The organism is Streptomyces sp. NPDC037126, from assembly GCF_055605965.1.
In genome coordinates this window covers 1-20,868 of the sequence record NZ_JBVJTD010000004.1, presented here as the reverse complement: position 1 = coordinate 20,868, position 20,868 = coordinate 1, and the positions used below count along the sequence as shown (strand labels likewise).

At 71.8% G+C, this 20,868-nt stretch carries 25 protein-coding genes and 1 riboswitch; of the genes, 10 read left to right on the top strand and 15 right to left on the bottom strand.

Annotated elements, in window-relative coordinates; all coding sequences use genetic code 11:
* Window positions 1-61: 61 nt before the first annotated feature.
* Entirely contained in the window at window positions 62-766 is a 705-nt protein-coding gene (locus ACZ7FF_RS11620) for a hypothetical protein (protein WP_470811513.1), read from the top strand.
* A 148-nt stretch (window positions 767-914) separates the two neighbouring features.
* Here ACZ7FF_RS11620 and ACZ7FF_RS11615 read toward each other — a convergent pair whose 3' ends face one another.
* The 4 genes from ACZ7FF_RS11615 to ACZ7FF_RS11600 form a co-directional block, all read right to left on the bottom strand.
* Window positions 915-1,760 carry a GNAT family N-acetyltransferase gene (locus ACZ7FF_RS11615; protein WP_470811511.1) on the bottom strand — a complete coding sequence of 282 codons (846 nt, stop codon included), beginning with the start codon at window positions 1,758-1,760 and terminating at the stop codon, window positions 915-917.
* Window positions 1,732-2,694 (bottom strand): radical SAM protein, encoded by a 963-nt coding sequence (locus ACZ7FF_RS11610; RefSeq protein ID WP_470811510.1) that lies wholly within the window; start codon window positions 2,692-2,694, stop codon window positions 1,732-1,734. The genes ACZ7FF_RS11615 and ACZ7FF_RS11610 overlap by 29 nt, the downstream gene beginning before the upstream one ends.
* A 98-nt stretch (window positions 2,695-2,792) precedes the next feature.
* Window positions 2,793-2,963, bottom strand: coding sequence for a hypothetical protein (locus ACZ7FF_RS11605; RefSeq protein ID WP_470811508.1), 171 nt, complete (start codon window positions 2,961-2,963; stop codon window positions 2,793-2,795).
* Window positions 2,964-2,977: 14 nt separating this feature from the next.
* Window positions 2,978-3,982, bottom strand: a complete 1,005-nt coding sequence (locus ACZ7FF_RS11600) for a hypothetical protein (protein ID WP_470811507.1) — start codon at window positions 3,980-3,982, stop codon at window positions 2,978-2,980.
* 220 nt (window positions 3,983-4,202) lie between these two features.
* Between ACZ7FF_RS11600 and ACZ7FF_RS11595 the strand changes: the two genes are divergently transcribed.
* Window positions 4,203-4,664 carry a DUF5990 family protein gene (locus ACZ7FF_RS11595; protein WP_470811506.1) on the top strand — a complete coding sequence of 154 codons (462 nt, stop codon included), beginning with the start codon at window positions 4,203-4,205 and terminating at the stop codon, window positions 4,662-4,664.
* A gap of 177 nt (window positions 4,665-4,841) precedes the next feature.
* Here ACZ7FF_RS11595 and pyrE read toward each other — a convergent pair whose 3' ends face one another.
* Window positions 4,842-5,366: an orotate phosphoribosyltransferase gene (gene pyrE / locus ACZ7FF_RS11590; RefSeq protein WP_470811504.1), complete on the bottom strand. Its 525-nt coding sequence runs from the start codon at window positions 5,364-5,366 to the stop codon at window positions 4,842-4,844.
* A gap of 20 nt (window positions 5,367-5,386) precedes the next feature.
* Window positions 5,387-5,791: a tRNA (N6-threonylcarbamoyladenosine(37)-N6)-methyltransferase TrmO gene (gene tsaA, locus ACZ7FF_RS11585; RefSeq protein ID WP_470811503.1), complete on the bottom strand. Its 405-nt coding sequence runs from the start codon at window positions 5,789-5,791 to the stop codon at window positions 5,387-5,389.
* Window positions 5,792-5,987: 196 nt separating this feature from the next.
* Between tsaA and ACZ7FF_RS11580 the strand changes: the two genes are divergently transcribed.
* Window positions 5,988-6,818, top strand: coding sequence for an SAM-dependent methyltransferase (locus ACZ7FF_RS11580; protein WP_470811501.1), 831 nt, complete (start codon window positions 5,988-5,990; stop codon window positions 6,816-6,818).
* A 138-nt stretch (window positions 6,819-6,956) separates the two neighbouring features.
* Window positions 6,957-8,336, top strand: coding sequence for a S1 family peptidase (locus ACZ7FF_RS11575; protein ID WP_470811499.1), 1,380 nt, complete (start codon window positions 6,957-6,959; stop codon window positions 8,334-8,336).
* A gap of 96 nt (window positions 8,337-8,432) precedes the next feature.
* On the opposite strand, the gene ACZ7FF_RS11570 is transcribed toward ACZ7FF_RS11575, so the two are convergent.
* Both ACZ7FF_RS11570 and ACZ7FF_RS11565 read right to left on the bottom strand, forming a co-directional pair.
* Window positions 8,433-8,618, bottom strand: a complete 186-nt coding sequence (locus ACZ7FF_RS11570) for a hypothetical protein (RefSeq protein ID WP_470811498.1) — start codon at window positions 8,616-8,618, stop codon at window positions 8,433-8,435.
* Window positions 8,619-8,718: 100 nt separating this feature from the next.
* Window positions 8,719-9,867 carry an ROK family transcriptional regulator gene (locus ACZ7FF_RS11565; protein WP_470811497.1) on the bottom strand — a complete coding sequence of 383 codons (1,149 nt, stop codon included), beginning with the start codon at window positions 9,865-9,867 and terminating at the stop codon, window positions 8,719-8,721.
* Between the two features lie 128 nt (window positions 9,868-9,995).
* Between ACZ7FF_RS11565 and ACZ7FF_RS11560 the strand changes: the two genes are divergently transcribed.
* Complete coding sequence (locus ACZ7FF_RS11560) at window positions 9,996-11,198, top strand: Gfo/Idh/MocA family protein (protein ID WP_470811496.1); 1,203 nt, start codon at window positions 9,996-9,998, stop codon at window positions 11,196-11,198.
* A 19-nt stretch (window positions 11,199-11,217) separates the two neighbouring features.
* Here ACZ7FF_RS11560 and ACZ7FF_RS11555 read toward each other — a convergent pair whose 3' ends face one another.
* On the bottom strand, window positions 11,218-11,913 hold the full coding sequence (locus ACZ7FF_RS11555; protein WP_470811495.1) for a L,D-transpeptidase family protein: 696 nt from the start codon (window positions 11,911-11,913) through the stop codon (window positions 11,218-11,220).
* A 243-nt stretch (window positions 11,914-12,156) separates the two neighbouring features.
* On the opposite strand from ACZ7FF_RS11555, the gene ACZ7FF_RS11550 reads away from it, so the two are divergent.
* Window positions 12,157-13,545, top strand: coding sequence for a pyridoxal phosphate-dependent decarboxylase family protein (locus ACZ7FF_RS11550; RefSeq protein ID WP_470811493.1), 1,389 nt, complete (start codon window positions 12,157-12,159; stop codon window positions 13,543-13,545).
* Window positions 13,546-13,701: 156 nt separating this feature from the next.
* Here the strand turns inward: ACZ7FF_RS11550 and ACZ7FF_RS11545 are convergent, their stop codons facing one another.
* The 3 genes from ACZ7FF_RS11545 to ACZ7FF_RS11535 are packed head-to-tail and all read right to left on the bottom strand — an operon-like array spanning window position 13,702 to window position 15,813.
* Window positions 13,702-14,070: a DUF4180 domain-containing protein gene (locus tag ACZ7FF_RS11545; RefSeq protein ID WP_470811492.1), complete on the bottom strand. Its 369-nt coding sequence runs from the start codon at window positions 14,068-14,070 to the stop codon at window positions 13,702-13,704.
* 28 nt (window positions 14,071-14,098) lie between these two features.
* Window positions 14,099-14,728, bottom strand: coding sequence for an MBL fold metallo-hydrolase (locus ACZ7FF_RS11540; RefSeq protein ID WP_470811490.1), 630 nt, complete (start codon window positions 14,726-14,728; stop codon window positions 14,099-14,101).
* On the bottom strand, window positions 14,728-15,813 hold the full coding sequence (locus ACZ7FF_RS11535) for an S-(hydroxymethyl)mycothiol dehydrogenase (protein WP_470811489.1): 1,086 nt from the start codon (window positions 15,811-15,813) through the stop codon (window positions 14,728-14,730). The genes ACZ7FF_RS11540 and ACZ7FF_RS11535 overlap by 1 nt, the downstream gene beginning before the upstream one ends.
* 253 nt (window positions 15,814-16,066) lie before the next feature.
* On the opposite strand from ACZ7FF_RS11535, the gene ACZ7FF_RS11530 reads away from it, so the two are divergent.
* Window positions 16,067-16,852: an acyltransferase domain-containing protein gene (locus tag ACZ7FF_RS11530; RefSeq protein ID WP_470811487.1), complete on the top strand. Its 786-nt coding sequence runs from the start codon at window positions 16,067-16,069 to the stop codon at window positions 16,850-16,852.
* A 54-nt stretch (window positions 16,853-16,906) separates the two neighbouring features.
* Here ACZ7FF_RS11530 and ACZ7FF_RS11525 read toward each other — a convergent pair whose 3' ends face one another.
* On the bottom strand, window positions 16,907-17,212 hold the full coding sequence (locus ACZ7FF_RS11525) for a hypothetical protein (protein WP_470811486.1): 306 nt from the start codon (window positions 17,210-17,212) through the stop codon (window positions 16,907-16,909).
* Between the two features lie 171 nt (window positions 17,213-17,383).
* Between ACZ7FF_RS11525 and ACZ7FF_RS11520 the strand changes: the two genes are divergently transcribed.
* Both ACZ7FF_RS11520 and ACZ7FF_RS11515 read left to right on the top strand, forming a co-directional pair.
* On the top strand, window positions 17,384-17,749 hold the full coding sequence (locus ACZ7FF_RS11520) for a nuclear transport factor 2 family protein (protein WP_470811485.1): 366 nt from the start codon (window positions 17,384-17,386) through the stop codon (window positions 17,747-17,749).
* Between the two features lie 323 nt (window positions 17,750-18,072).
* A riboswitch (ZMP/ZTP riboswitch) is annotated at window positions 18,073-18,153 on the top strand.
* Between the two features lie 26 nt (window positions 18,154-18,179).
* Window positions 18,180-19,028: a bifunctional 5,10-methylenetetrahydrofolate dehydrogenase/5,10-methenyltetrahydrofolate cyclohydrolase gene (locus ACZ7FF_RS11515; RefSeq protein WP_470811483.1), complete on the top strand. Its 849-nt coding sequence runs from the start codon at window positions 18,180-18,182 to the stop codon at window positions 19,026-19,028.
* Here the strand turns inward: ACZ7FF_RS11515 and ACZ7FF_RS11510 are convergent, their stop codons facing one another.
* Window positions 19,029-20,054, bottom strand: coding sequence for a CU044_5270 family protein (locus tag ACZ7FF_RS11510; RefSeq protein WP_470811481.1), 1,026 nt, complete (start codon window positions 20,052-20,054; stop codon window positions 19,029-19,031). It lies immediately after the preceding gene.
* A gap of 1 nt (window position 20,055) precedes the next feature.
* Window positions 20,056-20,634: an RNA polymerase sigma factor gene (locus ACZ7FF_RS11505; RefSeq protein WP_470811480.1), complete on the bottom strand. Its 579-nt coding sequence runs from the start codon at window positions 20,632-20,634 to the stop codon at window positions 20,056-20,058.
* Window positions 20,635-20,680: 46 nt separating this feature from the next.
* Here ACZ7FF_RS11505 and ACZ7FF_RS11500 point away from each other — a divergent pair.
* On the top strand, window positions 20,681-20,868 hold a 188-nt coding region (locus ACZ7FF_RS11500), incomplete at its 3' end, for a hypothetical protein (RefSeq protein WP_470812258.1).

Below are 20,868 nucleotides of genomic sequence, written 5' to 3'. Positions count from 1 at the left end.
CCCGCCGAGGAGCTCGGCTATGGTGATCGCCGACCTGTGACCAGGGTCCTGCAACCGGGGGATGAGCTGCGTGTCCGCAATAGTTTTCAATCTGACCACCGCCGCGCTGATGGTGCTGATGTTCAGGAGCGCCGTGGTGCTGCTCGGCGAGGACACGCTCCGCGGGCGGCCGGTGCCGTACGGCGCGGTCGCGCTCACGGCCGTGGCCGTCGGCGCGGTGGTGCTCCAGCTGAGCTGGCCGGGGGCGATGGACGCCCTGGACAGCGACCCGCGCAGGTCCGGCTGGTGGCGCGTGGTCACCTCGGTGTTCATGCAGAACGGCGGTGTGGCCGGGGCCGCCTGGAACATCGCGACCCTCGCGGTGATCGCCGCGCTGGCCCAGTGGTTCTGGGGCGGACTGCTGATGCCGGTCCTGTTCGCGTGCGGCATCCTGCTGCCCCAGCACATCGACGCGCTGTTCGGCGGAAGCGACCGCAGCACCGACCCACGCAACTTCGCCGGGAGTTCCGGCGCGACCTACTTCCTCGCCGCGACCCTCGCGGCAGCCCTGCTGCTGACCGGCGGCGCCATGAAGGAGCGCCTCCTGGCGCTGAGCGTGCCCGCGGCCGGACTCGCGATGTGGCTGACCCAGGAGAACGGCCACGGCCTCGTCACTTGCTACGGCTTCGCCCTCGGCGCCGCGACCGTCCCCCTGGCACGCCGCCTGCGACGCACAGCGCCGACCCCCATGGCGACGACGGGGACGCCCCTGCCGCCGACACCGTGACGCCGAGCCCGGCGTTCTCCCCGTGCCGGCGGGGCACGCCCCTGTCCGCCGGGGTGCGGTTCTGTACAGAACAGTCGACGGAGCGGAGCCAAGGCAGTCATCGGCCTTGCCGCCTCTGTGGCGTGCCCGTTCGCGCGCTGAGGAGGCGCTATCTGCGCGCGGGTGTCAGTGCCGGGTGTCCGCGCGCAATTCTGGACGCCTGGCCCCGGGTGGCGGTGAAGGAGGGTCCGCCACCCACACGGACGAACCCGAGTCCGGCATAGAGCGAGGCGGCCTGCTCGGTCGACTCCAGAACCGACATGCCCTTGTGCACTCGCTGGTAGCGGTCGACGAGGTGCGACACCAGAGCCGTCGCATATCCGCGGCCCCGTCGCTCCGGTGGGGTGCCCACCATGTAGATCCCCTGTGTGTTCTCCCATTCCAGGGTCACGGTGCACGTGACGGGAACTCCTCCGGGCAGCAGAAGCAGGTATCCGGCGGCCTCCACTGCGTGCATGGCGAGCAGGGGCAGGACTGTCTGCGAAGCGTCGGCGAAGGCGGAATCCAGCACCGACGTGAACAGGCGTGCGGACAACGGATCGTCCGGGGCGACCCGCACGATCTCACCCTGGCCCAGCAGCGTTCGCTCCGGTGGCGGCCGGTCGAGCGCCATCACCGGATCGGTTGCCGCGCTTCCCTCTTCCGCAAGACCGTGACGGCGTGCGGCCCGCATCAGATCCTGGTCGGTCCGGTCGTCGGTCCATAGGAAGAAACCGGAATCCCGGTCGTGGAAGTGGCGGGCGGCCTTCCAGAGGAAGACGTCGGCATCCACCGGTGGAGCCACCCGAAGGGCGACATTCTGCAGTGCCCCCACCTTGGTGCCGGGAATGCTGGAGGTGAACATCGTGTCGTCCCACACCGTCTCGCCCCGGCGGGTCGACGCCATCAGCGAGATCATCCGACGCAGATTGGCGTACGCGGCGCGGTTAGCGGCGTTCATCGTCTGTTTGTCCACTGTGGACTCCCTTCGGCGCTTGTCCGCCTGATGAGGCCGCTGTCCGCAAGCGGTCCGCGCAATAGCATTCCCCCTTCGGCAGGGGTCGTGCGAGGGCTTCGGTGATTGCCTCAGGGGTGAGGCGCGCACCGGTGAGGCCGATGGATGAGACGGCCTGATTACAGCGTTTCACAGCGCCGGAAGTGTCGACCGTGATCTGAGGGACGTGTTCGCAGGACCGGGCGGACACCAGGATGCGCGGCACTCTGGGAAGGGTTACCGGTACGCCCAGCGAGATCTGTACGTCGTCGCTGAAGGCGTCCACCTCAGGGGACAGGAGTACCTCGGCCAGGGCCCGATCCGGCAACGCCAGGGACGCCGCGTTGAGGACACCGGCCCCAGAGGCTATGAACCGGCTGACGATCACCCGTCCGATACCGAGCGCCCGCGCCACGCTCAGTACCCCCGGAAGTTCGCCGACGTTCTCCGCGGTGGCCACGAACACGACGGTGGTGTGGAGTCCGGCTGTACGCGAGGAGACGAGCGCGCTGATCGTGCGCTCCCAGCACGTACGCCCGGAGAGCCTGTCGTGCGTGTCGCGGGAACCGGCCAGCAGTGGTATCTGGACGGCGCTGAGGCCGAGGGCGGACAATTCTTCCGCCCGGCGCGGGGAGAGCAGGAACCCGTTGGTGGTCAGGACCACGGGGACCTGTCGCTGCGCGAAGAGGCGCACCCAGTCGGACAGCCGTGGGGCCAGCAGCGGCTCGCCTCCCGAGAGGGCGACCTGAGTGCACCGGATGGCGTCCAGGAGAGTCGACATTCTCGCGGCCAGTGCGGCGTGCGAAATGGGGGACGGGGGCGCCGACATCCCCGACTTCCAGTGGTTGAAGCAGAAAGGACAGCGCAGGTTACAGCGGTTTTCCAGTTCGAACCATAATTTGAAAGATGGTTTCACGGCACCTCCGGTGTCGATGTGCCAGGATGCCTCGACAGGACTCCGCCGGCGCGGTTCGCGAAGACACGCCGGCGGAGACACTCCGGTTCAGGCTGCGGTCAGCAGCACTTGTTGGCGACTGGGCAAGGGCTCGCTGAACGGGGTGCGTGCGCTTCCCGCCAACGATCGACCACTTCCCGCGCGGCGCGGCGCTCCTCGTCCGCCGCCCTTTCCTGTCCTTGCTCGAACATCGCGATCACAGCTTTGACCACGGGGTCGATGTCGTTCACTCTTCCTTGCCTCCTCAATCCGGTGTGAGGGGCGACCAGTGCAACCGAAACCCCTGGTAGGGCAGAAGTCCCGTTTCGATGGCGCAGGTCAGTCCCTCGTCGTTGGTCTCGGCTTCGGCTTTCACCGGGTACAGGGTCTCGACGTGGAAGCGGACCCTGTCCCGGTACGGGTTGACGACGGCCAGGCGCAGGGAGTCGGTCGGCGCGTACGCGGTGAAGAGTTCGTCGTCCCGCAGCCGGAACTCCTCTTCGGCGTCGAACTCGACTCGGATGCGACCGCGGGGGCCGATCGAGCGCGTGACCTGCAGTCCCCGACGGGACAGGTAGTCCGGGTCCGTCACGTCGAGTTCCCGGCCGTCTATCGCGGCTCTCAGATACCGGGTGAGTGATGCGGGTGAGACGAAGGTCCCCTGCCACTGCTGCGCCTCGGCACGGCGGTTGTGCACGACGTAACTCAGCTCCGTGCGCAGCAGCACCTTTTCACCGGTCAGCGAGACCACCGTGACGACGTACTTCTGGCCCTCCCGGTAGAAAGGCGAGGTCAGCACCGCGCTGTTGATGGTCTGTGTGATGACCGACGGCAGGAAACGCCCCAGGTTCTCCTCCTGCCGCCTGTAGGCGATGATCGTCACGGCCAGCGGCACGACCAGAGCGAAGGCCAGGTACGCGGTCCCGAGATTGCGGTGATCCGCCAGCAGCGCGCCCACGTCGCTCCCGCGGTACGCGGTGATCGCCACAGGCGACCCGATCAGCAGAACCGCTGCCGTCACGCAGCCCACGGTGACCTTCGGCAGGCCCCCGACGACCTGGCGCCTGAAGAAGTACGCGACGCAGAAGGAGGCGACGGACGACATCGTCCAGACCCCGGAGTTCATGTACTTCTCCAGGCCGAAGGTGCTGAAGAGCACGCCGGACAGAACGGCCACGTTCGTCCACTGCAGCCCGAAGGCCTTCAGCACCCGGCCGAGCGCACCGTCGGGCCGGGTGAGGTCGTCCGGCAGCTTACCCGTGTCTGCCATGGCTCCCCCCAAGCCGTAGTGACACTCGCGGCATTGCCCCGTCTCATGTCCGGTCGCAGGACGCAAGGTAGCGGCATGCTCCTGTGTAATGCCCGGAGAGCAGTCTGCCAACCGCCGATGCCTCAAGGCGAGCGAATCGCGCCACGCCCGGCCACGGGACCTTCGGCGGGACGAATCCGCTGTGTGGCGCCCCCTCCCCCGGCTCGCTCACACTGGCCGCATGCAACTGCGCATCGAAGGCCATACCCTGCCGGGCCGCCACTGTGCGGCCGGGGCGGACTTTCCCGGGGTCGGTGGGATCGAGGTCGCGGTCCAGCGCAAGGACCGGCCCGCCGAGCTGCTCGATCCGCAGCCGGGAGACGCCCCGGCGGTGGCATGGACGCTTCCCTGCACGTTCACCGGCGAAGGTGAACTGCGCGGCCCCTACGTGCAGAACCGCCTCGGCGCGCGTTTCGTGTACCTCTCGTGGTTGGGGCGGCAGCCGCGGGAGGAGGCACCCCGGATGTTCCGGCGCGCCAAGCTGATGCTGTCCGGTGTGCCGTCCGAGGTGCTCGCCGAGGCGCGGCGGCGCGGCGCGCTGGTGGGGCGGCTCGCCCTCACCGACGCCGAGGGCAACCCGCTGTGCGGCCGGGTGCTGCCCCCGGCGATCGAATGGACGGTGGGCGAGCCGTCGGACGCGTGAGCCTCGGGACGAACGGCCCGGGTGGCCGCGGCACGCCAGGCGCGCGCACTCCGATTCCTACGCCGGGCCCTTCGGCGGCAGGCCGGCCGTGTCGCTATAGGTTGGGGGTGGCCAGGAGTGATCGACCTCCTTGCCTTCGTCTTTTCCGCCCTCCCCCGGCTTCGCCCCCCGCCTTCGTCAGGCGGCGGCGCGCAGATCCCCCGCGGTCAGCAAGGACCCCAGACGGATGCCCTCGGCCGCCAGCGCCTCGGCACCGCCCTGCTCACGATCGATCACGCACAGGGCCTCGTGCACCTGGGCGCCCAGTCGGCGCAGGTCCGCGGTCGACAGCACGATCTGCCCGCCGCTGGTGACCACGTCCTCCACCACCAGCACCCGCCGGTCCGCGACCTCGGCGCCCTCGGCGAGGCGGCAGGTGCCGTACGCCTTGGCCTCCTTGCGGACGAACGCGCAGGGCAGCCCCGTGTGCCGGCCGAGCGCGGTCACCACCGGGATGCCGCCCATCTCCAGGCCGGCCAGCACCTCCGTGCCGGAGGGCACCAGCGGGGCCATCCGGCGGGCGATCTCGTCCAGCAGGACGGGTTCGGCCTCGAACCGGTACTTGTCGAAGTACTCCGTGGCGGTCCGTCCGGATCGCAGGGTGAAACGTCCGGTCAGGTGGGAGGCGGCGTGGATGCGGAGAGCGAGATCGGTATGGGTCACAGGCAGCCAGTCTCGCATGGTCAACGATCAGGCGTGAGCAGGGGTTTGACGTCCAGGACCGGGGTGGCGTCGACGGCTTCGAGATTGCGGACGTGCACGCGGTTCCCCTCGACGGCGAGGATGTGGACGGTGTGCAGGCCGATCGGGTTCGGGCGGTCGGGGGCTCGGGTGGCGAAGACGCCGGTGAGCGGCCGGGTGGTGTCACCGCGCGGGTGCACCGCGAGCGTGTCGCGGTCGGCGCGGTGGAGCCAGGTGAGCAGCAGCACGTCGGTGCCGGGCCGCAGGCCCTGCAGGGCCGGGGCGTAGTGGTCGTCGAAGACGAGCCAGGCCTCGGGGGCTCCCTCGTCCGGCTGCCGGGGCGCCCCCGCCCGTTCGGTCAGCGACGACTCGACGCGCCCGACGGGGCGCAGTGTGAATGCGGTCAACGGTCCTCAGTCCTTCCCGACCCGTGCGGGCGCGGTTTCCCGCCCCGCCGACCCTGCCACAGCCGGCGCCCGGTTCCCGTGAGCGGCCCGGCGCGTTCGGCCCGCGCATACGCGCGGAGCAGCGGCGGAAATCAACTCATGCGTCTAGATTGCGTGTTGCATCTTCCGTCCGCCCAGTCACCCAGGAGCTGACCCCGTGACCGAGAACCCGGCAGCCACCAACGACGTGGCCGTGTCGCTGCGTGCCCGCATCAACACCAGCCAGCCGCACACCGCCCGGATCTGGAACTACTGGCTCGGCGGCAAGGACAACTACGAAGTGGACCGGGCGGCCGGTGACCAGATACGCCGGCTGCATCCGGGCATAGGCGAGTACGCGCGCGCCGACCGGCTGTTCCTGGGCCGGGCCGTGCGGCATCTCGCCGGCGATCTGGGCATCCGCCAGTTCCTGGACATCGGCACCGGGCTGCCCACCGCCGACAACACGCACGAGGTCGCCCAGCGCGTCGCGCCGGAGTCGCGGATCGTGTACGTCGACAACGATCCGCTCGTCCTCGCGCACGCGCGCGCCCTGCTGACGAGCACGCCCGAGGGCCGCACCGACTACCTGGACGAGGATCTGCGCAACGTGGACGCGATCCTCGAACACGCCTCGAAGACGCTGGACTTCAGCCGTCCGGTGGCGCTGATCCTGCTCGGCGTGGTCATCTTCATCGGCGACGACGAGGACCCGTACGGTCTCGTACGGCAGTTGACGGACCGGCTGCCGTCGGGCAGCCACCTGGTGCTGTCGCACACGGTCACCCGTCCCTCGATGCCCGACGTGGACGAGGCGGTGAAGTTCTGGAACGAGCACGGGACCCCGAAGCTGACCCAGCGCACCCCCGAGGACGTCACCCGGTTCTTCGACGGTCTCCAGCTGCTGAAGCCGGGCGTGGTCTCCTGCTCGCGCTGGCGTCCGGACGACGGCCAGGAGGGCGAGCCGGAGGAGGTCGCGATGTTCGGCGGGGTGGCCCTGAAGCGCTGACCCCGCCGAGGAGTTCCGCGTCGCCGGTGAACGCCGTCGTGCCTGGCCGCGTATGGAGGAGCGGGCCCTCGACGACCCGGGGGCCCCGCGATGCCCGTAGGGGTGTCGCGCGTTCGGGTTCGGCTTCGGGAGCCATGCATGCGGCACGCACGACGACGCCTCGTCCGGCGGGTGACACGGCTGGCGGCGGTCGGCGGAATTCTCCTGGGCGGCGCGATGGTCACCCAGGCGGCCATGGCCGACGAGACTCCGCCCGCGTCCGCCAGACCGTTCAGTTCCGCCGGTACGGGCGGGGACCCCGGGAGCGCGCTGGTGACGCGGCTCGGCACGGCACGGACGGCCGGCAGCTGGATCGGCGCCGACGGGCGGCCGGTCGTCGCGGTGACCGACGACGCGGCCGCGCGCGCGGTGCGCCGGGCGGGCGCCGAGGCGAAGGTGGTCCAGCACAGCATGAACGAGCTCAAGTCGGCGGCGGCCACGCTGCGTTCGGCGCCACGGGTGGCCGGGACGGCGTGGGCGGTGGACTACCGGACCAACCGGGTCGTGGTGCAGGCCGACAGCACGGTGTCCGGCGCCGACTGGTCCCGGATGAGCCGAGTCGCCACGGGGATCGGCACGTTCGTGCACATGGAGCGCACGAAGGGCGCCTTCACCACACGGCTGAACGGCGCCCTGCCGATCCTGTCGACCGGCGGCCGCTGCTCGGCCGGCTACAACGTCACCAACGGGCAGCGGGACTTCATCCTCACGGCCGGCCACTGCGGTCCCGCCGGCTCGACGTGGTTCGCCGACAACCAGGGCAACCAGCAGCTCGGGCAGACGGTCAGCAGCACGTTCCCCGGGAACGACTTCTCCCTGGTCCAGTACGCCTCGGGGAAGGCCGGCGACGGCGCCGGGATCGTCGCGATCGGCGGCGGCAAGGGCGTACGCATCACCGGGGTCGCCGATCCGACGGTGGGCCAGCGGGTGTTCCGCAGCGGCAGCACCAGCGGCCTGCACGACGGCCAGGTCACCGCGCTGAACGCGACGGTCAACTACCCGGAGGGCACGGTCACCGGACTCATCCAGACCACGGTGTGCGCCGAGCCGGGCGACAGCGGCGGCCCGATGTTCTCCGACGGCATCGCGCTGGGTGTGACCTCGGGCGGCAGTGGCGACTGCAAGACCGGCGGGACGACGTTCTTCCAGCCGGTGACCAAGGCGCTGACGGCGCTCGGGGTACGGCTGCTGGTGTCGCCGCCGGGCGCCGGCGGGAGTGCCGCCCCCTCCGCGGCGCCGTCCGCCTCGACGGCGCAGGGATCGGTGGCGCCGAACGCGGCCTCGCCGGGTTCGGCCGCGCCGGTCACGGGCACGTCGGAGGCGACCACGCTGCTGGCGCGGCTGACCGACACCAAGAACGTCGGTCCGGGGCTGCTGGTCGTCGCGGGCAGTCTGATCGCGCTGGTCGCGACCAGGTACATCAGGGCCGAGCAGGACCGCAAGGCATATCAGCGGTACTACTCGGCGACGTGGGGCTGAGGGCCCGGCGGTGGGCCGGCGCCCTGGAGGTGCTGCGAGAAGGGCACCCGTGCGCTCACGGGTGCCCGGGCCGGTCCGGCGCGCGCGCCGGGTGGGTCAGGCCGCTCGGTGCGACCGCGGGGCCGCGGCGGCCCACTCCATCACGAGGCGCTGGTACTCCGCACGCTGCTCGGTGGTCAGTGTCCCGCCCGACCGGTGCCACAGGGCCCGGATCTCCTCGTTGACCTCCGCGGCCGATCGCTCGTAGGCGGCTTCAACAGTGGTGGACATGCTGTGAAGCATATGCCGGTCGGCGTGAAGGCGCTGTGAGTAAGTACACGTGATACCGACATTTCGGACCGTGGCGCTCATCACGTCAACCTGTCAAGCGGCGCAGGGGAGTTCACACCCGCCCCTCACCCAGCACGAGCACCTGGATCGCCAGTACGGCGGCCCCGCGGGCCCAGTCGTGGAAGTCGGAGACCCTGGTCTCCAGGCCGACCGGGGCGGCCAGCGGATGCCGGTGGGCGCGGACGGTCTCGTGGACCGTGTTTCCGGCCACATCCATCAGGCCGACGCCTTCCCCGGCGAGCAGGATCTTCTGCGGCATCGCGAAGTTGGCGATCTGCGCGACCAGCGTGCCCAGGGCGCGGGCGGCCTCGCCGACCACCCGGGAGGCCAGGGGCTCGCCTTCGGATGCGGCCCGGAGGATCTCCGCGTAGGTGGTGTCCCGGCCGGTGGCGGCGCGGACCTGGTACTCGATGCTGGGGATGGTGAGCAGGGACACGGCGCTGCCGCGGGCGCCGTCCGGGGTGAGCGGGCCGTGCGGATCTATGATCCAGTGCCGACCGAAGCCCCGGTCCTCCTCGTCGTGGGGCACCCGCCGGCCGCCGAGCACCAGTCCGTAGCCGATGCCGGCGCCGATGGTGAGGACCACGAACCGGTCGAGCCCCCGGCCCGCGCCGAACCAGGTCTCGGCCTCGACCAGTGCGGCCACGTCGTTCTCCACGACGACCGGCAGCCCCGTGCGCTCCTCTACGAGAGCGGCGAGCGGTACATCCGTCCAGCCGAGGTAGGGCGACTCCCCGACCACCGCCCGCTCCAGCACCCGGCCGCCGGCGCCGATGCCGATACCCGTGGGGGCGGGGCGGCGCGCGGCCAGTTCGGTGGTCATCTCCGCGAGCAGGCCGGCGACGGCGTCCGGATCGTGGCTGGTCAGCGGGCGGTCGAGGCGGCCGGTGATGTCGCTGCGCAGGGTGGTGACGACGCCGTGGACCCGGTCCCCGGTGATCTTGAAGCCCAGGAAGGAGCGGGACCCTGCGACGACGTCGAGCGGTTGGGAGGGGCGGCCCTGCCGGCTCCCGGCCGTGCCGCCCGCCTCGGGCGCCTCGACCAGCAGGCCGGACTCGATGAGCGGCTTGGTCAGCCGGGTGAGACTGCCCTGGGAGAGCCGCAGGCGCCGGGCCAGCTCGGTCCGCGACAGCGGTCCGTGGACCAGGACCTCGATCGCCACGGAGCGCTCCGCGGGGCTCAGCGGCACCCAGCTGCCCATCCCGGCCCACCTCCCTTTTTCTTCCGGATCAGAAGTAACATCGGCACACTACAGCGGCCGCACGGGGACAGGGCAGGCTCTGTCCCGCCCCTTGACGCCTCAATTCTTCCGTGGAGAAAGTAACGGGCATGACCTTCTCCCTCGGCATCGTCGGCGCCGGGCAGTTCTCCGGCCAGTTCGCCGCCCTCTTCCACGCCCATCCCGGCGTCCGTGACGTCCATGTCACCGACCTGCTCCCCGAACGGGCCGAACGGCTCGTGGCCGAGCAGGGGCTCGCCGGCACCTTCCCGTCGTACGAGGCGATGCTGGAGTCGCCCGGGATCGACGCGGTCGCGATCTTCACCCAGCGCTGGACGCACGGCCCGCTGGTCCTCCAGGCCCTGAACGCGGGCAAGCACGTGTACTCGGCCGTCCCGATGGCGATCACCACGGAGGAGACGGCCGCGATCATCGACGCGGTCCGGGCCACCGGGCTGACGTACATGATGGGCGAGACCAGCCAGTACAACCCGGCGACCGTGCACGCCCGCAACCAGATCGCCCAGGGGGCCTTCGGCCGGCTCTTCTACGCCGAGGGCGACTACGTCCACGACATGGACCTCGGCTTCTACGACGCGTACCGGTACAGCGGCGGCGAGCGCTGGAAGGAGACCGCCAGCTATCCCCCGCTGCTGTACCCGACGCACTCGGTCGGCGGGGTGCTGGGAGCCTGGCGGACGCACGCGGTGAGCGTGTCGGCGATCGGGGTGCGGGACGACCGCGACGACGGCGTCTTCGACCGTTCGGTCAGCCGGTTCGACAACGACGTGTCCAACGCGACCGCCCTGTTCGAGGTGGCGGGCGGCGGCTCGTTCCGCACGAACGAGTTCCGGCGGGTGGGCTACCCCTCGCACATCCGCGAGTCCCGGTTCCGGTTCTTCGGCACGGAGGCCAGCATGGAGCAGCTGGCCACGGTGGCGCTGTGGCAGGACAAGAACGGGGTGAAGGACATCAGCGAGCTGCTGGAGCCGGGGCCGGGCCTCTCCCCCGACGACCCCTCGCTCCGGCACGTCGCGCCCGAACTGCGCGCCGCCTTCACCTCCGGTTCGGCGCCGGTGCACGACCGCTCGCGGCTGCCGCGCGAGTTCGACGGGATGCACAACGGGCACGAGGGCAGCCACCACTTCCTGGCGGACGACTTCGTCACCGCGGTCAACACGCGCACGCTGCCGTCGGTCAACGCCTGGGTCGCCGCCCGCTACACCCTGCCGGGCATCGTCGCGCACGAGTCCGCGCGGCAGGGCGGGGTCCGGCTGGCGATCCCCGACTTCGGGGACGCGCCGCGGGACTGAGGTCCCGGGCGGCGGCGGATCAGGTGCCCGGCTTGCGGCCGTACACGAAGACGTCGTCGCCCGTCCTCAGCAGCGACCAGTACTTCTTGGCGTCCGTGGTGGTCATGTTGACGCAGCCGTGCGAGCCGGGCGGGTTCCACATGCTCAGGCCGACCGAGTGGAAGGCCTGGCCGCCGTCGAAGAACTGGCTGTAGGGCATCGGCACGTCGTAGAGGTTCGAGACGTGGTCGATGTCCCGCCAGTAGATCTTCTTCAGGCCGGTGCGGGTGACATAGCCCTTGCGGCCGGTGCGCACCGGCACCGGGCCGTAGACGAGCTTCCCGCCGTCCTGGATCCAGGAGAGCTGGAGCGTGAGGTTCACGCAGGCGACGCGGCCCTTGTTCACCGGGCACGTACCGTCCTTGTTCGGGTTCTTCCCGACGGCCTTCTGCTTGTTCATCAGGTCCATCACGCCCCAGGTGACGGGCCCGGCGTAGCCGATGGCGGGCGTGATGCCGTGCTTGTTCTGGAAGGCCTGGACGGCCTTGCAGTCGGCGGCGGACTGCCGGCCGTCCACCGGCCGGCCGAGGAACTTCTCCACCTGCTTCTGGTACGGGCCCGCCTGTGTGGTGCAGCTCGCGGCCTGGGCCGGTGCCGCGGTGAGGGCGAGCGTGAGCGGCGCCACCAGCCCCGTGACGCCCAGAGCGACGACACCTCGTCTGCGTATGTCCCCCATGAGGACCCTCCCCCTTCTCCCCTTCGCCCGGGGCCTGCCCCCGGTGTCTCCCTGCGCGATTCCCGCGATCCCGGCAAGCTAGACCTGTACGGGGGTGCGAGGGTTGTGGTTCCGGCCGCCCTGTGACGAAACGGTGAACTTCGTCGCCGGTGAGCCGGCCGCCGGTCCTTCGGGCGCGGACCGGTCCAGTTCTCCCGAAGTGGACCGGGTGCGGGGCCTGCCCCGCGGTCTACGCTGCGCCGCATGCACCACGTACTCGCCGGAGACCTGGCCCGGCTCCCCGAACTGCTGCAGTCCGCTCGTGACTTCGCCGCCCGCGAGACGGCGGACACGGACGGACGGCCGGTCGCCGCGCCGGGGCGGGTGCCCGGACGCGCTCCGCTCCCGGAGGAGGGCGCGGGTGGCGATGCCGCCCTCGCCCGGTTCGCCGAGCGGTGGGCGCCCGGCTTCTCCGGCTCCGCCGGTCCCCGCTACCTGGGGTTCGTCACCGGGGGCGCGACGCCCGCCTCGGTCGCCGGGGACTGGCTGACCTCCGCGTTCGACCAGAACCTGTCCGGCGCCGGCGGCTCGTGGGCGCAGGAGCTGGAGCGGGAGACCGTGGCCTGGCTGCGTGAGCTGTTCGGGCTGGGCGAGGCGCACAGCGGGACCTTCGTGACCGGCGCGACCATGTCCAACACGGTCGGCCTGGCCCTCGGCCGGGAGTGGCTGGGCGAGCGGCTCGGCGTGGACGTCTCGCGCGCCGGCGCGGCCGCGCTGGGCCCGGTCGACGTGCTCTCCGGCAGCCCGCACTCCAGTGTGGCCAAGGCGATGTCGGTGCTGGGCATCGGCCGGGACCGGCTGCGGCAGGTGCCCCTCCTGCCCGGGAACCGGGAGGCCGTGGACGTGGCCGCGCTGGAGTCGGCACTGGCGGACCTGGCCGGACGGCCCGCGATCGTCGTCGCGAACGCGGGCACCGTGAACACCGTGGACTTCGACGATCTGCGGGCGATCGCCGCGCTGAAGGAGCGCCATGGCTTCTGGCTGCACGTCGACGCCGCGTTCGGCGGCTTCGCCGCGCTCTCGCCCGCGTACGCCGGGCTGGTCGACGGTCTCGACGCGGCGGACTCCGTCTGCGTGGACCTGCACAAGTGGCTCAACGTGCCCTATGACGCGGCCGTGCAGTTCACCCGCCGCCGCGATCTGCAGGTGAAGGTGTTCCACAACGCCTCGCCGTATCTGGGCCTGCCCGGGGGCGAGCCCGACTTCCTTCATCTCACTCCCGAGAACTCCCGGCGGCTGCGGGCCCTGCCGGCGTGGTTCTCGCTGGTGGCGTACGGGCGTGCCGGGCACCGGGAGATCGTGGAGCGCAACGTGGCCCTGGCCCGCCGGCTCGGCGAGGGCGTCGACGCGCTGCCGGGGCTGCGGCTGCTGGCCCCGGTCCGGCTCAACGTCGTCTGCTTCACCCTCGCCGGGGAGCCGACCGGGGAGCGGGTGGCCGAGCTGGCCCGGGCGGTCGCCGAGTCCGGGGAGGCGTATGTGACGCCGACGGTCTACGGCGGGGTGCCCGGGCTGCGGGCCGCGTTCAGCAACTGGCGTACCACCGCGGCCGACACCGAGCGGGTCCTTGAGGTGCTGGCGAGGGCGTCGGCCTGACATCCGGTTCAGGGCCGCCGTACGGCCGCGGCGTCAGGTGCGTGCTCTCGGCGTGCCGGACCCAGGCCCTCGTACCGGACGTACTCGGGTCCGGGACCGAGGCGGCGAGAGTGCGTGCATGACGTCACGCGGCAGACGCGCATGGTCAGACAGGCCCTAGCGGGCGAGTCGTTCGGCGAGGGTGCCCGCGTCCGCGAGGAACCACAGCTGGTCGCCCTGGTTGGACTCGTACACGAAGTCCCGCAGGGCGCCGCCGGCTTCGACGTGGGCGGAGATGTCACCGACGACGGCGAGCCGCAGCCGGTAGTTCACGAACTTCTGGACGACGGCGCCCGCGACACCCGACCGCAGCCGGAAGAAGTCGTCCGCGATCCGCTCCACGGGCACCTCGACCAGCTGGGCGTCGTGCCCGAGCGCGTCGCCGATCAGGTCCAGCGCCGCGCCCTCGCCGTCGAGGGACGGTCCGTCGGAGGCGCAGCGCAGGACGCGTATGCCGTGCAGGGTCACGAGCGTGTCGGTGGGCATGATCGTGATCCTACGGCGGTAGCGGGGCTCAGTGCCCGCGTTTGACCCACTCCTCCAGGTGGGGTGCTTCGGCCCCGATGGTGGTGGAATCGCCGTGGCCGGTGAGGACCTTGGTCTCCGGCGGCAGGGTGAGCAGCCGGTCGCGGATGGAGTCGATGATCGTCGGGAAGTGGGAGAAGGAGCGTCCGGTGGCGCCCGGTCCGCCCTGGAAGAGGGTGTCGCCGGTGAAGACGGCGCCGAGTCCCGGGTCGTACAGGCAGACCGCGCCCGGGGCGTGTCCGGGGGTGTGCAGGACGGTCAGGTCGGTGCCGGCGGCCTCGATGACCTGGCCGTCGAGGAGGTGGCGGTCGGGTTCGCGGTCGGGGTGGGTCATCCGCCACAGGGGCAGGTCGTCCGGGTGCAGCCAGATGACCGCCCCGGTGAGGTCGGCCAGGGCCGGAGCCGCGTCGATGTGGTCGTTGTGGGCGTGGGTGCACACGATCGCGATCAGCCGCCGGTCGTCGACCGCGGCGGCGATGGCCTCGGCGTCGTGGGCGGCGTCGATGACGATCACCTCGCGCTCGTCACCGACGATCCACACGTTGTTCTCGACGTCCCAGGTGCCGCCGTCGAGGCTGAACTGCCCCGAGGTGACCAGGCGTTCGATGCGTACGGTCATCAGAGGACCACCACCGAGCGCAGCACGTCGCCGTGGTGCATCCGCTCGAAGGCCTTCTCGACCTCGTCCAGCCGGATGGTCTCGGTGACGAACGCGTCCAGCGGCAGGCGGCCCTGCAGGTGCAGGTCGATCAGCATCGGGAAGTCCCGCGAGGGCAGGCAGTCGCCGTACCAGGACGACTTCAGCGCCCCACCGCGGCCGAAGACGTCCAGCAGCGGCAGCTCCAGCTTCATCTCCGGCGTGGGCACGCCCACCAGGACGACGGTGCCGGCGAGGTCACGGGCGTAGAAGGCCTGCCGGTACGTCTCCGGACGGCCGACCGCCTCGATCACGACGTCGGCGCCGAACCCGCCGGTCAGCTCCCGCACCGCCTCGACCGGGTCGCCCTCCTTGGAGTTGACGGTGTGGGTCGCGCCGAGAGCGCGGGCCGTCTCCAGCTTGCGGTCGTCGATGTCCACGGCGATGATCCGCGCCGCACCCGCCAGACGCGACCCCGCGATCGCCGCGTCACCCACGCCACCACAGCCGATCACCGCGACCGTGTCACCGCGCCCGACGTTCCCGGTGTTGATCGCGGCACCGATGCCCGCCATCACCCCGCAGCCCAGCAGACCCGCCACCGCCGGCGAGACGGCCGGATCCACCTTGGTGCACTGCCCGGCCGCGACCAGGGTCTTCTCGGCGAACGCGCCGATACCCAGCGCCGGAGAGAGTTCCGTGCCGTCGGTCAGGGTCATCTTCTGCCCGGCGTTGTGGGTGTTGAAGCAGTACCACGGGCGCCCACGCAGACAGGCCCGGCACTGACCGCACACCGCACGCCAGTTCAGGATCACGAAGTCACCCGGCGCCACGTCGGTGACACCCTCACCGACCGACTCGACGACACCGGCGGCCTCGTGACCGAGGAGGAAGGGGAAGTCGTCGTTGATACCACCCTGCTGGTAGTGCAGATCGGTATGGCAGACCCCGCAGGCCTGGATCCGCACGACGGCCTCACCGGGACCCGGATCCGGCACCACGATCGTCTCGATCCGCACCGGCTCGCCCTTGCCCGGCGCGATCACGCCGCGCACTTCCTGCGCCATGGTCTGACCCCTTCCATCGACTGCCTTCCCCGCCGACCCTACGCGCGACCGCGCGGTAGGGGGACGGACCACGGCGGTGATCGTGGATCTTTCCGGCCCCGGTGGTTGCGGCGGGCACGACACCCCACTAAGAGGTGCGTATGAATCAGTCAAGAATTTGACCGAATAACAACATTCAATGATGGCAATCTTTTTGCAGGGTGCAGGAGTTTGCCTGGTGTGTACATCCGTCCGGCCGTGCCTCAATAGGGGCATGCTCGCTGATGGCCGCAACGGCCGTATCGCATTCCTTTTCTCGGCCGGTGCCTCGCCGCGGCCGGGAATGGGCCGGGAACTCGCGGCGGCTTTCCCCGCCTTCGCCGAGACGCTGGACGAGCTGTGCGCACGCCTCGACCCGTATCTCGAACTGCCGCTGAAAACGGTGATGTTCGCCGCCGAGGGGACGCGGACGTCGGCGCTCCTCGGCCGGGACTCCTTCGCCGGTCCCGCGGTCTTCGCGCTCCAGGTGGCCCAGTACCGGCTCCTGCGCGGCTGGGGCGTGCGGCCCGACGTGCTGTTCGGGCACGCGGCCGGGCGGATGGCCGCCGCGTACGCCGCCGGGGTCTTCTCCCTCGCGGACGCCTGCCATGCGGTGGGCACCCTGGCGCGGCTGCTGGGCGGGCTGCCCGGCACCACGGCTCGGCGGGCCCGCGCGGACCAGATCCTCGCCGCCTACGGCCGGACGCTCGCGACCCTCCATCCGGGCCCGCCGCGCCTCCCGCTGTTCTCCGACGTGACCGCCCGCCCGGTGGGCGGTGAGACCGCCGAGCCGGAGTTCTGGCTGCCGCGCACGCCGGCCCGGTGCGCGGACGCGGTCGGCCGGCTGCACCGGGACGGGGTCCGCACCTGGCTGGAGCTGGGCCCGGAAGACGTCCTGAGCCGCATGGTCCCCGGCTGCCTCCCCGCCGGCCCGGCGCCCGCGTCGGTGTACGCCCTGGCCCGGGACTGGCCGGCGCTGCGGGCCGGCGACGGCACCGGCATCGGGGCCGCACAGGCGTGAGGCCGCCCCCCTTGCGGAGGACGGCCCCGGGATCCGCGGGCGAACGGTGGGCGCTCAGGCCTCGACGGCCGGCAGCAGGCCGGTCACGGGGGCCGCGAGGTCGGTGATCTGGTGCAGCTCGCTCAGCCGGTTGAGCTCGCTGAGCTGGTTCAGCGAGCGCATCTGGTCGGAGACCTTGGGCAGCTGGGACCGCTCCTGCGCGGGAATGTCACTGGCGGCCAGCGAGTCGAGCACGGCCATGGGGTTGATCTGCCCGGTGTGCGGTGCGCTCGCGTCGGCCGCGTTCGCGAGTGGCGCGGCCAGGCCCGTGACCCCGGCGGCGAGGCCGAGGGCGGCGCCGATACGTCGTGTTGAGATCATGCCCTCAGCAACGGCGGCGGCCCCCGGCCGGACACGGGTGGCGGACCGCGCTCACCCGTGAGGCGGAGCGCAGCGCCTGCGCTTGCCGGGGCCGCCGGGCCGGAGGAGCCTCGAAGGTGGGACCCGGGCGGCCCGCTCCCCGCCGGGCCGCGGTCGCTGAAGGAGGTCACCATGGGCACCGCGACAGGCTCCGCCTTCGACACCGAGACACTGCGCCGTGGCATCGAGGGGAACACCGGGAACACACTGCTGTCCCTGTACGCCGACGACGCGGAGATTCGCATCATCGACCGCAACACCCAGCCGAGCCACCCCAAGATCCTGCACGGCCGCGGTGAGATAGCGGAGTTGCTGGACGACGTCTACAGCCGCGACATGACGCACAAGCTGGACCGGTGCGTGGTGCAGGGCGACCACGCCGCGTTCACCGAGACCTGCCAGTACGGCGACGGCACCCGTGTCCTCGCCGAGTCCATGATCACGTTGCGGGACGGGAAGATCGCCGAGCAGATCATGATCCAGGCATGGGACGAATAGGCAGACGGTTCGGCAGGGTCCAGGTCAGCTCCCGGCTGACCTGGACCCTCTCGGCCCGCGCGGCCCTGGGGCGGGCGCGGCCCCGGCGGCGGTCGCCGGTGTCCGCGGCAGGTCTGCAGCTGTCCGCCGCTCTCGTGCGGGCGGCGCTGAGGGCGGCGCCCCGCCGGACGCGTCCTCCGCTGCCGCACGCGCACCGGACGCGGCACGCGCGGCCGCGATGAGGTGCCCGTAGTCACCGGTCGCGCTCAAGTCGCCCGCGCCTCGGGGGAATTGACCGGTGGCGAAGCCGGCGGACGCCGGGGACGCGGGGCTCGGTTACCCTGTACGCGGGCCGTGACTGGCGCTGAGGTGGAGTACCACCGGGGAGCGGCCCGTGGTGGCTGCCGCGCGCCTGGGCGAGGTGAAACGATCCAGCTCAGGAGTGTGCAGCATGACCCAGGCCCGTCTCATGGACGGAACCGCCCTCGCCCGCCGCATCGTCGAGGAGACCGCCGAGAAGGCCGCGGGCCTGACCGCGCGTACCGGCGTCGCGCCGTGTCTGGCGACCGTGCTGGTCGGCGAGGACCTCGCGTCCGTGACCTATGTCCGCATGAAACAGAACCGCTGCCGCAAGGCCGGCATCGCCTCCCGGCACGTGGCACTGCCGGCCGACACGACGACCGCCGAACTCGTCGGCACCCTGCGGGAGTTGTCGGCGGACCCGACCGTGCACGGCATCCTGCTCCAGCACCCGGTGGGCGACCACGTCGACGAGCGGGCCGCGTTCGAGGCGATCGCGCCGGAGAAGGACGTCGACGGGGTCACCTTCGCCTCGTTCGCGACCATGAGCTTCGGGCTGCCGGGCTTCGTCTCCTGCACGCCGGGCGGCATCCTGCGGCTGCTGGACGCGTACGGCGTCGACCCGGCCGGGAAGCGTGCCGTGGTCGTGGGCCGCAGCGCGATCCTCGGCAAGCCGGTGGGCATGCTGCTCCTGGCCCGGGACGCGACGGTGACGTACTGCCACTCGCGCACCCGCGACCTGTCCGCGGCGGTGCGCGAGGCCGACATCGTGGTCGCCGCCGTGGGCCGGCCGCGGCTGATCCGCGGGCAGGACGTCAAGCCCGGCGCGGTCGTCGTCGACGCCGGCTACAACGCGGGGAACGTGGGCGACGTCGACTTCGACTCGGCCGTGGAGCGGGCCTCGCTGATCACGCCGGTGCCGGGCGGTGTCGGACCGATGACGATCGCCACGCTGCTGGAGCAGACCGTCGACGCCGCCGCCCGGCAGCTCGGGGTGTGATCAGCGCATCCAGGCGCTGTAGCCCATCACGTCCCCGGCCCGCACGCCGTACTCGGGGTCGTCCCGGGTGAAGGTGGCCTCCATGCCGAGGACGGCGCCGGTACGCGGTTCCAGGATCAGCATGCGCCGGACGCCGCCGGCGTCGTACACGTACGCCTGGCCGGCGCGGCCGAGCCGGTCGGTCACCTGCCCGGCCGGCCGCAGCCCCGGGGCCTTCGCGAACAGCCGGACGACGGCCGCCGACTCGCGGGCGCCGAGGGTCCAGTGGTCCAGCAGCTCCCCGACGCCGTCGAGGAGTTCGACCGTGCTGAGCGGGGACTTGCCGGGGTGGATCCCGGGGCGGACGACCTCGGTGAGGTAGGCGGCGAGAGCCTCGGCCGTGCGCGGCGGTGCCGCCTGGGGCGGGGCGTCGCTCCAGCTCGGCGGGAAGGTGGTCCGGCTGATGACATGGCCGTCCGCCACCTGGTGCGGTGGTCCGTCGCCCTCGTCGGTGAGTACCGGGCGGCCCGGTGTGCGGGGGTCGGTCGCGACGACGAGTTCGGTGTGGGAGGCGTCCGCCCGCCAGCGCACCACGCGTTCCTCCGGGAGGGTCACCGGCGGCTTGTCGTCGCTCATGCCGAGGCTCCATGACTGCACGTGGGTGCCCTTGCGCAGGCCCGGTGAGCCGTCCGCCGCGGCCGCGTCGGCGAGGGCGGCCATCGTCGTCAGGGGCACGGGCGTGGAGTGCACGTGGACGGTCAGCGGCCGGGGCGCGGCGACGGCCCGCGGGGTGCCCGTGCCGCCGAGCACGGCGTCGAGGGTGAGCGCGAGGACGGCGGCGCCGGCGGCGAGGCCCCAGGCCAGCCGGGTGCGCGGGGTACGGCCCGGGAGCTCCGGGAGCAGCCGGAACCCGCGCCGTGGGCGGTCGTCGCGCAGCAGCTGCCGGAGCCTGTCCTCGGCGCGCCGGTCCAGCGGTCCGTCGCCGAAGCCGGGGCTGTCGGCGGGCACCGGGTCGGCGCTCCGCAGGAGTTCGAGTTCGTCGGCCATGTCAGTGGTCCTTGCAGAGGCGCGCCTCGGCGCGGTCGGGCGCCGGGGCGGGATGCGGTGCGGGCCCGGGCGCCGGCGCGGGACGCATCCGGTCGATCTCGGCCCTGAGGCGGCCGCGCGCCCGGTGCAGGCGCATCGCCGCGGCCCGGCTGCCGCAGCCCACCGCGACCGCGATCTCGTCGACCGCGAGCTCCTCCCACGCGGCGAGGCGCAGCAGTTCCTGGTCCGCCGGGGACAGCCGGTTCAGGGCCTCGTGCACCCAGGCTCCGGGGGCGTCGGTGTCGGGACTGGCCACGATGTGCCGGCCGTGCGCGGCCTCGTCGTTGCCGAGCCGGTCCAGCAGCCGGCGCCGGCGCCCGTAGCCGCGTACCGCGTTCGCCAGGCAGTTGCGGGCCACCCCGTACAGCCAGGGCAGCGGCGCGTCCGGCAGGTCGCCCCGGCGCCGCCAGGCGACGGTGAACACTTCCGCCACCACTTCCTCCACCTCGTCGGCCCGCCCCTGCAGTCGCCTCGCGACATAGCGGCTGACCGCCCAGTAGTGCTCGCGATAGGCAGCGGCGAAGATCTCGTCGTTGCTCATGTTCGGTTCGTGTCCGGCACCACCCGGATCGTCACACCCTTCTTCCGTGATCCTCCTCGCGCCGTCCGAGTGTGACCGACGGGCGGCGGACGGACACAGGCGGGACGTGAAGAGGATCAGACACAGCAGGGCCGTCCGTTGGCTGACGACCACCGACCACAAGACGATCGGGACGATGTATCTCGTCACGTCGTTCGCGTTCTTCCTGATCGGCGGCGTGATGGCGCTGCTCAT

Excerpts from the sequence above, each read along its gene's own strand:
- ACZ7FF_RS11600 (WP_470811507.1), bottom strand. The coding sequence starts at position 3,982 with ATGGCAGACACGGGTAAGCTGCCGGACGACCTCACCCGGCCCGACGGT.
- ACZ7FF_RS11540 (WP_470811490.1), bottom strand. The coding sequence starts at position 14,728 with ATGACCGTACGCATCGAACGCCTGGTCACCTCGGGGCAGTTCAGCCTC.
- ACZ7FF_RS11510 (WP_470811481.1), bottom strand. The coding sequence starts at position 20,054 with ATGGCCGACGAACTCGAACTCCTGCGGAGCGCCGACCCGGTGCCCGCC.
- ACZ7FF_RS11520 (WP_470811485.1), top strand. The coding sequence starts at position 17,384 with ATGGGCACCGCGACAGGCTCCGCCTTCGACACCGAGACACTGCGCCGT.
- ACZ7FF_RS11545 (WP_470811492.1), bottom strand. The coding sequence starts at position 14,070 with ATGCCCACCGACACGCTCGTGACCCTGCACGGCATACGCGTCCTGCGC.
- ACZ7FF_RS11595 (WP_470811506.1), top strand. The coding sequence starts at position 4,203 with ATGCAACTGCGCATCGAAGGCCATACCCTGCCGGGCCGCCACTGTGCG.
- ACZ7FF_RS11570 (WP_470811498.1), bottom strand. The coding sequence starts at position 8,618 with ATGCTTCACAGCATGTCCACCACTGTTGAAGCCGCCTACGAGCGATCG.
- ACZ7FF_RS11535 (WP_470811489.1), bottom strand. The coding sequence starts at position 15,813 with ATGGCGCAGGAAGTGCGCGGCGTGATCGCGCCGGGCAAGGGCGAGCCG.
- ACZ7FF_RS11620 (WP_470811513.1), top strand. The coding sequence starts at position 62 with ATGAGCTGCGTGTCCGCAATAGTTTTCAATCTGACCACCGCCGCGCTG.
- ACZ7FF_RS11505 (WP_470811480.1), bottom strand. The coding sequence starts at position 20,634 with ATGAGCAACGACGAGATCTTCGCCGCTGCCTATCGCGAGCACTACTGG.
- ACZ7FF_RS11550 (WP_470811493.1), top strand. The coding sequence starts at position 12,157 with ATGCACCACGTACTCGCCGGAGACCTGGCCCGGCTCCCCGAACTGCTG.
- ACZ7FF_RS11575 (WP_470811499.1), top strand. The coding sequence starts at position 6,957 with ATGCGGCACGCACGACGACGCCTCGTCCGGCGGGTGACACGGCTGGCG.
- ACZ7FF_RS11530 (WP_470811487.1), top strand. The coding sequence starts at position 16,067 with ATGCTCGCTGATGGCCGCAACGGCCGTATCGCATTCCTTTTCTCGGCC.
- ACZ7FF_RS11565 (WP_470811497.1), bottom strand. The coding sequence starts at position 9,867 with ATGGGCAGCTGGGTGCCGCTGAGCCCCGCGGAGCGCTCCGTGGCGATC.
- ACZ7FF_RS11515 (WP_470811483.1), top strand. The coding sequence starts at position 18,180 with ATGACCCAGGCCCGTCTCATGGACGGAACCGCCCTCGCCCGCCGCATC.
- ACZ7FF_RS11560 (WP_470811496.1), top strand. The coding sequence starts at position 9,996 with ATGACCTTCTCCCTCGGCATCGTCGGCGCCGGGCAGTTCTCCGGCCAG.
- ACZ7FF_RS11555 (WP_470811495.1), bottom strand. The coding sequence starts at position 11,913 with ATGGGGGACATACGCAGACGAGGTGTCGTCGCTCTGGGCGTCACGGGG.
- ACZ7FF_RS11525 (WP_470811486.1), bottom strand. The coding sequence starts at position 17,212 with ATGATCTCAACACGACGTATCGGCGCCGCCCTCGGCCTCGCCGCCGGG.